We start from the raw sequence: 7,696 nt of genomic DNA, 5'->3' as shown, positions 1-7,696 counted from the left end.
GGCTACTCGGTTAAGCAGTTCCGCCGCCTCTACGCCGTTCAGCTCCCGGTTTAGAATTTGATTAGCAATCTCATCCAGACGAAATGAAACTAGCGCGGCCTGATTCTTTCTTTCATCCATGCGCGCTTCATTGAGCATCAGTTCCATTGACTCAACAGACATCATTGTGACAGTGCGCTCGCTGCCCGACTTGGCGGGGTCTACGCCCATCCATATTTTTTGTTGTGTATTCTGCATAAGTAATTCCTTTTTTTAGACAATACGAAACCCGGCGAGTAAAACGCCATATATTGCGACTTTGGTTAGTTAATAATATTCAGAGTGCAGTCATCATTACTAATAAATGACGGCAATGAATTAACAAAATCAATTAATGCATTTAAAGCATCAACCACCTTTACTCTTTCAGATAAACTAAGCTCTGAAAATTTCATTGTTACATGCCTGCTTTTCAAACCTGCATACATGCAAATTGTTTTACGTAGACTTTCCGGTGATTTATCAAAAGTCTCTTGGGCAATGTTTTCACTGCTTCTATTATGAAAATATTTACCCTTAATCTCAGAGATTCTGGTAATACCAATCATCCTTTTATTTTCAGATTCCGTTAATTGCAACATATACCCCCCAATTAACGCTTGAATAGACGGCGTAGTATTGGCGTCTTCTTTGCAGAGGACAATTCTTGTAAAAGCGCCTTTTGATTACTTCCCGGCTTCCAGCGCTGGCCGTTTTTTAACTCCAGTACACCGTTACCGAAATGGCGCAGATTTACCGGGCTTTGCTGTTTCAACAATGGAGCAATAGAAACAATCATAAAAACACCTCAACTCAAACCGGCGATAGCACTCAAGCCGCTAATAACATCAACGGTTGAAGCAAGCGCAGGGGTTGACTGAATACGACATTGCACCGTCAGGCCAATCAATGACAGATGGCGAATCGCAGTATTGACGCTATCCAACAGAGCAGATTTGCTGAATGCTGTTTTATGGTTGCCTTGTACCGCAGCGGCCGCAATAGAACCCACGGCGGCTGTTGCTTTAAGTGCGTAGGTAGAAATGTTATCGGCGCTGGCCTCATTTACTGGCACTGACGGCATACAGTTTATTTGCGCCAACATGGCATCGATAAGGCTGGCGTCTTCTGTTGCGTCGGTGATCGCGAGCAATTCAGTAACCGTAAGCTGATGCGGTTGCTCCGGGTTGAGCTTGTTCCGCAACGTTTGCGCATTCATATCCAACTGTTTCGCCAACTGCGTCAGATTGTGACGTGTCGGAAACTGGCGGCATACATTGTCAAAGTGCGGATGTTTAGAAACAGAAAAATCAAACATGTCACATCCTTAGAATTCACTTAAAGTGAATACAGATTATCAATGATGAGCTGAAAACGAGCATGACCGAATACATTGCGAAGTTGTTCTTCTTTCCAGCGCGCATAGTAAATACGAATCGGGCCACCGGCTTTCTTACATCCCTTGCGAATCACTCGCTTTTCAATTGGTACGCGAGGGTTATCGCCAGTCGTCCAACGGTAAGCGGTACGTTTTGAAACACCCTCAAGTTTTGCGAACATTTCCAAACTCACTACAGGAGCAGGAATTTTTATAATTGCGATTTCAGAAGCCATGATGCATGATTCCCTATTTGCCAAAGTTTGTAAGTGATGCGCCTCTGTTTGCCAACGCCAGCCATCAATTATGTAGGTTTAGCCAAAATATATCCCCATATTGGGAGATAGTAAATAGGTTTTATCAAAATGAGAATTGATTCTTTAGGATGGAGCAACGTAGATGTATTGGATAGAGTCTGTTTGGCATATGGATTTTCTCAGAAAATTCAATTAGCTAACCACTTCGATATCGCATCTAGTTCGCTGTCTAATCGATACACCCGTGGAGCTATCTCTTACGACTTTGCAGCACACTGCGCACTTGAAACGGGGGCAAGCCTTAGATGGTTATTGACCGGAGAAGGACAGCAATTTGAAGGTAAGTCTTCATTATCGGATACAAAGAGAATAGAAATATTCACATTAAGTGAAGAAATACTCAAAAGTGATGGTTATCTGAATATTGATGTTCAGCTTTTTGGGAAGCCTTTATCTGATGGAATTGCTGTTCGCACTGATGGAAAACTTCACTTTATCGATAAAGCAGCATCGTTATCGGACGGTTTGTGGTTGGTTGATATTGATGAGTCTATTAGCATTCGTGAACTAACAAAGCTACCGGGCAAAAAATTACATGTTGCCGGGGGGAAAGTGCCGTTTGAATGTGGGATTGATGAGATTAAATTGATAGGACGCGTTACGGGTGTTTACAGCGAGGTTAACTAATGGCTGTGCGTAAGAACCCTGCTGGCGGCTGGATATGTGAACTGTATCCTAACGGGGCAAATGGCAAACGCATCAGAAAGAAGTTTGCCACAAAAGGTGAAGCACTAGCGTTTGAACAATACACCGTTCAAAACCCGTGGCAGGAAGAAAAAGAAGAAAGACGCACATTAAAAGAGCTGGTTGACGCATGGTATAGTGCTCACGGTATCACACTTAAAGATGGCCTAAGACGCCAGCAAGCAATGCATCACGCTTTTGACTGTATGGGCGAACCTCTTGCGAGAGATTTCGATGCGCAAATGTTTTCCCGTTACAGAGAGAAAAGATTAAAAGGCGAGCACGCCCGTTCAAACAGGGTGAAAGTGGTATCACCCCGCACACTAAATCTTGAGCTGGCTTATTTTCGAGCGGTATTTAACGAGCTAAGTCGACTCGGTGAGTGGAAAGGTGAAAACCCTTTGAAAAATATGCGACCTTTCCGTACCGAAGAAATGGAAATGGCCTGGCTCACTCATGATCACATCACCCTACTTCTGGCTGAATGTAAACGTCATGACCATCCCGATTTAGAAATGGTCGTCAGGATTTGTCTTTCCACCGGCGCACGGTGGTCAGAAGCGGAGGGTATGCGTAAAAGTCAGTTGTCAGAGTATAAAATTACCTATACGAATACGAAAGGCAGAAAGAACCGAACCGTTCCTATTAGCAAGGAGTTATACAAATCACTCTCCTCCGATAAGAAAGGACGTTTGTTTACAGATTGCTATGGTGCATTTCGCTCTGCTCTTGAGAGAACCGAGATAGAGCTGCCAGCCGGTCAGTTGACACATGTTTTACGCCATACGTTTGCCAGCCACTTCATGATGAATGGTGGAAATATTTTAGTTTTGCAGCGCGTTCTCGGCCATACAGATATAAAAATGACGATGCGATATGCTCACTTTGCGCCCGACCATTTAGAGGATGCCGTGCGTCTTAATCCTTTATCTCAAATGCTGAAAATAGCGTAAAGAAACAAAATAATGAAACTTAAAAAACTATGTTCCTTGGATTTTATACAAAAATTTGAAAGTCACTTAGAAACCGATTTTGAGAGAGAACTATTCCGAGCAAGCCTAAGGAACTATGCTTCTCACGGAAACCCATTAAGATTCCACAACTTTGCCTTTTCACTTAGAGGGCTGATTGACCATATAGTTAAGAGAAAGTCGCCCGATGACAATGTAAAAAAAGCTCCGTGGTACGTAAGGGAGCATGAACATTATGAAGTTTCTAGAAAACAACATCTGAAATACTGTGCGCAGATGAAAATTTCTAACGAATATCTTGGTGAGGAATTTCTTGAGCAATTAGATGATGAGATTCGCTGTATGCTAAAGCTTTACGCGACTCTAAATAATTTTACACATATCAATGAAAAATCTTTACACCCTAATCCACAAAGATTTTTCGAAGATGCAAAAAGTCTTTTGGAAACAGCATCCACAATTCTTAGTGGAATAGAAAGTTGTAAAAGTGAACTTATTGATACATTAGAAGAAAAAATACAAAAAGCAGTCATTTCAACTGCGGTAAGCAGTATTCCGGAAGATCTTATAACTATAGCGAATCATGCATGGGTAGATTATACAGAAGTTGAAAATTTTGGTATTACCTCAATAGATGATGAGTTCATACATATCTATGCGAGCGGCACAGCTTACGTGACACAAGAGTATGGCCCTAAAAATGACGGTGCTACGATAGAAGAAGATTATCCGTTTACTTTAAGAATGGTTTCTCACTTAGACTCCCCTGAAACATTCGAGGTCATATCTGACGCTTTAGAGGTTGATACTTCATCTTGGTACGATGATGGAGAGCAAGAAGCTCAAATGATGGAAATGGAAAGAAATACGATTCATCACGTCACCATTCCATCCTTTGATTTCGAGTCAGATGAAAGCGCCCCGTTCTAACATTGGATATACTTAGATAAATGGCGATAAAGTGGCGGCAGAAATGGCATTTATAGGCAAATAGATGCAATCATTGGCAATCTAAGTCAATGAAAATAAATGTAAAACATTGATTTTACGTAATTCAGGCAGTGACTCATAATCGCTTGGTCACTGGTTCAAGTCCAGTAGGGGCCACCAAATTTTAGCTGTCAAATCAGCATATTAAGCCACTCTTAATCGAGTGGCTTTTTTGTATCTGGTGGTCAGTGTCGCAAAAGTGTCGCACCGTATTTTCACATCTACGGTTTCAAAGCTAGGTAACCTATCAAAAACGTATGTCGCTTTTTGTAATTACTGTGGGGTAAATATGGATCGGAAAATTCCTCAACCACTAATCGCTATTGTGGCTGAACATATATCTTCACTAGAAACACACGCCAGCTTAGATAACTTATTTATGTATGCGGATGCGCCCGGTGAGGTGCCAGATGGATCTAAACACGTCAAAGCACTTGCATGGATTAGAAGAATAAATAAAGAGTGTAAAGACCCACTATCTATCCTTGGAAAATTAATCGAAGGATATATGGAGTCTTCAAATCCAATTGCTACTCCATCACCATATAGTGATTTTTTATCAGAAGATGAAGAGCCAACGTTCAATCAAAGAGTGGATGAAATGCTTGGTAAATATGGGCTGTTCTACATAAGGGGTGGGTTCATATCAAGCGGGGTTTCAAATACATCCATTTCTTTACAAGAGGCAATTAAAGGTAAAAATATGCCTGCTATTGAGGCTGAATTTACCCGAGCACTTGAACACATTCACAAAGAACCTAAAGAGTCTGTTTCTGCCGCGTGTAATATTCTAGAGTCCGTCTGCAAAATCTATATCACAGATGAGAGCCTTGAAATGCCAGCCCGACAAGACCTCCAAGGGGTTTGGAAAGTTGTAAGAGACAACTTAGGTATGAACCCACAACAAATTGAAGATAATGATTTAAAAAGAATACTTACGGGGCTTTTCTCAATTGTTGATGGTATTGGTGCCTTTCGGACTCACGCAAGCACAGCTCATGGTGCGGGCAGGAAATCATATAATGTCAAACCACGACATGCCCGCCTTGCAATAAATAGTGCTCATAGCTTAGTGCTATATATCATAGAGTCTTGGGAAGAAAGAAAAAGCTCCAAGTGATTTTTTCAGTTCAAGTAAGTGGGGGATTTCTTTTATTCCCCTGTTTTTCATTAGTATTCTCCATATCCACTAGATCTTGTTAGAAAACTTTAAACTCACGTAATTCACACAATCCCTTTTAAATTCAATGTACTAATACTTTTACGCGATCCACTCCAAGATCCAAAAAACTGAAAATCCCTGAAATTCTTTTCAATCTTTTCAGTTGGCGAATTGCTGCAAAGCCCCAGCCACGGCGCGGGCTGGCGGGATGGTTTGTAGAAAAATAAAACTGAAAAAACTTTATAGGGCAAAGTGTGCAGGCGGGTGCGGTGTAGTGCCGTTTCCGTGGCGATGATGTTTCTTTCGTGGCGTGTTCTGCTACGTGCGCGGGGCATGGCTGGCGTGATCCATTTCGGGTGTTGTGGTTTGCAGGGTACTGCGGGCCGTTGGCGGTACTTATGGGCAGGCGTAAAAAAGCCCGCGCGGCGGGCTGATTGGGCGAGAGCGATTAACCAATCACAGGGGAATATTTATCACCTAATCCATCTGACTTGGCCATGTAACTGGCTTGAGTGACCAGACTGTAATCCCCCCATTAATCTGCTGGATAGTACCGGCTTACATGCAAATAATGAATGCGGCCGACTGTCCACATAAACCGCGCCATCCGGCAACTGGTACAAGACATAATCCGCGATACCAAAGGCTGGGCAGATATTGACCAGCAACTGATAACCACTGTGCGCCGTTCTCTGCCTGTTGCGTTAGATGAGCAATCGTCTGACTCCTTTTTATTTGGCTTGAATGGCCCGCGATGCTCTCTTTAGGATAAAAATCACAAAAAAAGAGGTGCAGCTTTCACTGGCACCCCAAACGTCAAAGAAGAATAATAGGTTTAAGGATAGAGCTTATATTTCTCGCGGAGCTTTAAATAATTATTAATGCCAGGCTGCCAGTTGGATTCCAGATAATTGACCGTTTCATCAATGGTCAACTTCCTCTCTGTTGCTGCTTCCATTAATTTAACCAGATTACGTGTACCCGTTAATTTAGCGAGCCATAGCGGGCGGATTAAAAAATACTCATCCTGATAATCCAGATAATTTGCCTCCATCTGTGGCGGGATAACCATTGAATAACCTGCATCTTTAAATTTGAACCACCACTCGACAAAATAACGTATTGTCAGTGGTATATTGGCCATATCGGTTGCCGTAAATCTCTCGCCACAGACCTCTTTACCTGCATGTGGCCACCCTGTTTTCTGTTGATTAATATCAACGTCATAGCAGGTATTGATATAAAATTTCTTGGATGGAAAACCTAATTGTTCAAAAGGATGATCAGACCCTCTGCCCATATTGACACTGGTGGCTTCAAATATTCCTAAAGAAGGATAAAGATGAATAGCCAAATCACTGCGTAAATTTGGCGAAGGTCTTACCGGCAATGAATAAGGTGATTCATGTGTATAATTCCCCATAGCAATAACCGTTAAATCTTTTGGGGGAAACTGATAAGCTTTGATACCAAAAGCTTTCCAGCTAGCATCATCGAAATGTGTTAACCAACCCTCATTGACTATCATCCGAGCAAATTCTCCCGACGTCAGCCCGTGCACCATAGGTACAGGATGCATCCCTATACCTGAGATATTCTCTTCTTCGAGAATAGGTCCGTAAACATAATTACCGAGAGGGTTAGGTCTGTCGAACACCATAAATTGTTTATGGTACTTTTGCAGACTTTCCAGCATATGATGCATGGAGATGGTATAGGTAAAATAGCGAACACCAACATCCTGCAAATCATAAATAACGACGTCGATATCAGATAACTGCGCCTCGGACGGATGAGCCCGCACCCGACCATCTTTATCTCGTCCGTACAAAGAAATAATAGGGAGGCCGCTCTGCTTATCAATATGGTTATCATCACCTAACCCAGCATCTGCATTTCCACGTATACCATGCTCAACAGAAAATAACGTTGTTACGGTAAAGTGGAATTTATTCTGCTCAGATAACAGCTTGTCGATGGTATGACGCCCTTCTCTGTTAATAGAGCTCTGATTTACCATTAAGCCAACTCGCTTATTTTTAAGCAGTGGCCCATAAACATTTTCCTGATCGACACCTAAAATAATTTTTTGCGACACGTCAGCATAGCTGGCATTTATCATAAATAATAAACACAGGCATAATAATTTTTGCAGGAAATATCTCATTCCTTATCT

At 42.0% G+C, this 7,696-nt stretch carries 12 protein-coding genes and 1 tRNA gene; 6 read left to right on the top strand and 7 right to left on the bottom strand.

Annotated elements, in window-relative coordinates; all coding sequences use genetic code 11:
• From FTA96_RS22480 to FTA96_RS22460, 5 genes are all read right to left on the bottom strand, one after another.
• Positions 1-237, bottom strand: a 237-nt coding sequence (locus FTA96_RS22480; RefSeq protein WP_145574929.1) for a DUF2732 family protein, incomplete at its 3' end; no start/stop codon positions are given.
• 65 nt (positions 238-302) lie between these two features.
• Positions 303-620, bottom strand: a complete 318-nt coding sequence (locus tag FTA96_RS22475) for a hypothetical protein (RefSeq protein WP_145574926.1) — start codon at positions 618-620, stop codon at positions 303-305.
• A gap of 11 nt (positions 621-631) precedes the next feature.
• The gene (locus FTA96_RS22470; protein ID WP_145574924.1) at positions 632-817 is read right to left on the bottom strand and encodes a phage filamentation protein Fil family protein; all 186 of its coding nucleotides are present in this window, start codon (positions 815-817) and stop codon (positions 632-634) included.
• A gap of 9 nt (positions 818-826) precedes the next feature.
• Entirely contained in the window at positions 827-1,336 is a 510-nt protein-coding gene (locus FTA96_RS22465) for a phage regulatory CII family protein (RefSeq protein WP_145574921.1), read from the bottom strand.
• 20 nt (positions 1,337-1,356) lie between these two features.
• Positions 1,357-1,632: a hypothetical protein gene (locus FTA96_RS22460; RefSeq protein WP_145574918.1), complete on the bottom strand. Its 276-nt coding sequence runs from the start codon at positions 1,630-1,632 to the stop codon at positions 1,357-1,359.
• Between the two features lie 129 nt (positions 1,633-1,761).
• On the opposite strand from FTA96_RS22460, the gene FTA96_RS22455 reads away from it, so the two are divergent.
• The 5 genes from FTA96_RS22455 to FTA96_RS22440 all read left to right on the top strand — a co-directional run bounded on the left by FTA96_RS22455 (position 1,762) and on the right by FTA96_RS22440 (position 5,478).
• Complete coding sequence (locus FTA96_RS22455; protein WP_145574916.1) at positions 1,762-2,340, top strand: phage repressor protein CI; 579 nt, start codon at positions 1,762-1,764, stop codon at positions 2,338-2,340.
• Complete coding sequence (locus tag FTA96_RS22450) at positions 2,340-3,350, top strand: phage integrase (protein ID WP_145574913.1); 1,011 nt, start codon at positions 2,340-2,342, stop codon at positions 3,348-3,350. The genes FTA96_RS22455 and FTA96_RS22450 overlap by 1 nt, the downstream gene beginning before the upstream one ends.
• A 12-nt stretch (positions 3,351-3,362) precedes the next feature.
• A complete protein-coding gene (locus FTA96_RS22445) occupies positions 3,363-4,298 on the top strand; it encodes a pPIWI-associating nuclease domain-containing protein (RefSeq protein WP_186372916.1) in 936 nt (311 codons plus the stop codon).
• Positions 4,299-4,353: 55 nt separating this feature from the next.
• Positions 4,354-4,478, top strand: a tRNA-Leu gene (locus tag FTA96_RS23365).
• 169 nt (positions 4,479-4,647) lie between these two features.
• Entirely contained in the window at positions 4,648-5,478 is an 831-nt protein-coding gene (locus FTA96_RS22440) for an abortive infection family protein (protein WP_050108693.1), read from the top strand.
• 104 nt (positions 5,479-5,582) lie between these two features.
• Here FTA96_RS22440 and FTA96_RS22435 read toward each other — a convergent pair whose 3' ends face one another.
• Positions 5,583-5,855 (bottom strand): hypothetical protein, encoded by a 273-nt coding sequence (locus tag FTA96_RS22435; protein WP_235896063.1) that lies wholly within the window; start codon positions 5,853-5,855, stop codon positions 5,583-5,585.
• A 240-nt stretch (positions 5,856-6,095) separates the two neighbouring features.
• Here FTA96_RS22435 and FTA96_RS22425 point away from each other — a divergent pair, with 240 nt between their 5' ends.
• Entirely contained in the window at positions 6,096-6,287 is a 192-nt protein-coding gene (locus FTA96_RS22425) for a hypothetical protein (protein WP_050134201.1), read from the top strand.
• 68 nt (positions 6,288-6,355) lie between these two features.
• Here FTA96_RS22425 and FTA96_RS22420 read toward each other — a convergent pair whose 3' ends face one another.
• Positions 6,356-7,687: an exo-beta-N-acetylmuramidase NamZ family protein gene (locus FTA96_RS22420; protein WP_145535250.1), complete on the bottom strand. Its 1,332-nt coding sequence runs from the start codon at positions 7,685-7,687 to the stop codon at positions 6,356-6,358.
• Between the last annotated feature and the right edge of the window lie 9 nt (positions 7,688-7,696).

Origin of the sequence: Yersinia alsatica, assembly GCF_902170305.1 — a bacterium.
GTDB lineage: Bacteria > Pseudomonadota > Gammaproteobacteria > Enterobacterales > Enterobacteriaceae > Yersinia > Yersinia alsatica.
Note: the sequence above shows the minus strand (reverse complement) of the source record. Positions and strands in the feature narration are given on the sequence as shown.

Excerpts from the sequence above, each read along its gene's own strand:
- FTA96_RS22470 (WP_145574924.1), bottom strand. The coding sequence starts at position 817 with ATGATTGTTTCTATTGCTCCATTGTTGAAACAGCAAAGCCCGGTAAAT.
- FTA96_RS22450 (WP_145574913.1), top strand. The coding sequence starts at position 2,340 with ATGGCTGTGCGTAAGAACCCTGCTGGCGGCTGGATATGTGAACTGTAT.
- FTA96_RS22475 (WP_145574926.1), bottom strand. The coding sequence starts at position 620 with ATGTTGCAATTAACGGAATCTGAAAATAAAAGGATGATTGGTATTACC.
- FTA96_RS22465 (WP_145574921.1), bottom strand. The coding sequence starts at position 1,336 with ATGTTTGATTTTTCTGTTTCTAAACATCCGCACTTTGACAATGTATGC.
- FTA96_RS22435 (WP_235896063.1), bottom strand. The coding sequence starts at position 5,855 with ATGCCCCGCGCACGTAGCAGAACACGCCACGAAAGAAACATCATCGCC.
- FTA96_RS22420 (WP_145535250.1), bottom strand. The coding sequence starts at position 7,687 with ATGAGATATTTCCTGCAAAAATTATTATGCCTGTGTTTATTATTTATG.
- FTA96_RS22460 (WP_145574918.1), bottom strand. The coding sequence starts at position 1,632 with ATGGCTTCTGAAATCGCAATTATAAAAATTCCTGCTCCTGTAGTGAGT.
- FTA96_RS22445 (WP_186372916.1), top strand. The coding sequence starts at position 3,363 with ATGAAACTTAAAAAACTATGTTCCTTGGATTTTATACAAAAATTTGAA.
- FTA96_RS22440 (WP_050108693.1), top strand. The coding sequence starts at position 4,648 with ATGGATCGGAAAATTCCTCAACCACTAATCGCTATTGTGGCTGAACAT.
- FTA96_RS22455 (WP_145574916.1), top strand. The coding sequence starts at position 1,762 with ATGAGAATTGATTCTTTAGGATGGAGCAACGTAGATGTATTGGATAGA.
- FTA96_RS22425 (WP_050134201.1), top strand. The coding sequence starts at position 6,096 with ATGCGGCCGACTGTCCACATAAACCGCGCCATCCGGCAACTGGTACAA.